1 rRNA gene is annotated in these 1,058 nt (G+C 54.2%); it reads left to right on the plus strand.

The window, feature by feature from the left end:
- Positions 1–1,058: ribosomal RNA gene (locus tag KYX17_RS31560) — 23S ribosomal RNA — on the plus strand; the annotation flags it as partial.

Below are 1,058 nucleotides of genomic sequence, written 5' to 3' on the forward strand. Positions count from 1 at the left end.
GAAATCCCGTGTGAATCTGTCAGGACCACCTGATAAGCCTAAATACTCCCAGATGACCGATAGCGGACAAGTACCGTGAGGGAAAGGTGAAAAGTACCCCGGGAGGGGAGTGAAATAGTACCTGAAACCGTTTGCTTACAAACCGTTGGAGCACCCCTGGTAGGTGTGACAGCGTGCCTTTTGAAGAATGAGCCTGCGAGTTAGTGATATGTGGCGAGGTTAACCCGTGTGGGGTAGCCGTAGCGAAAGCGAGTCTGAATAGGGCGATTCAGTCGCATGTCCTAGACCCGAAGCGAAGTGATCTATCCATGGCCAGGCTGAAGCGACGGTAAGACGTCGTGGAGGGCCGAACCCACTTAGGTTGAAAACTGAGGGGATGAGCTGTGGATAGGGGTGAAAGGCCAATCAAACTTCGTGATAGCTGGTTCTCTCCGAAATGCATTTAGGTGCAGCGTTGCGTGTTTCTTGCCGGAGGTAGAGCTACTGGATGGCCGATGGGCCCTACAAGGTTACTGACGTCAGCCAAACTCCGAATGCCGGTAAGTGAGAGCGCAGCAGTGAGACTGTGGGGGATAAGCTTCATAGTCGAGAGGGAAACAACCCAGACCACCATCTAAGGTCCCTAAGCGCGTGCTAAGTGGGAAAGGATGTGGAGTTGCTTAGACAACCAGGAGGTTGGCTTAGAAGCAGCCACCCTTGAAAGAGTGCGTAATAGCTCACTGGTCAAGTGATTCCGCGCCGACAATGTAACGGGGCTCAAGCACGCCACCGAAGTTGTGGCATTGACATTTTTGGTAGGCCTTCGTGGTCCAGCCGTGTTGATGGGTAGGAGAGCGTCGTGTGGCCAGCGAAGCGGCAGAGTGATCTAGCCGTGGAGGCTACACGAGTGAGAATGCAGGCATGAGTAGCGAAAGACGTGTGAGAAACACGTCCTCCGAAAGACCAAGGGTTCCAGGGTCAAGCTAATCTTCCCTGGGTAAGTCGGGACCTAAGGCGAGGCCGACAGGCGTAGTCGATGGACAACGGGTTGATATTCCCGTACCGGCGAAGAACCGCCC

Source organism: Microbacterium sp. CIAB417, assembly GCF_022788845.1.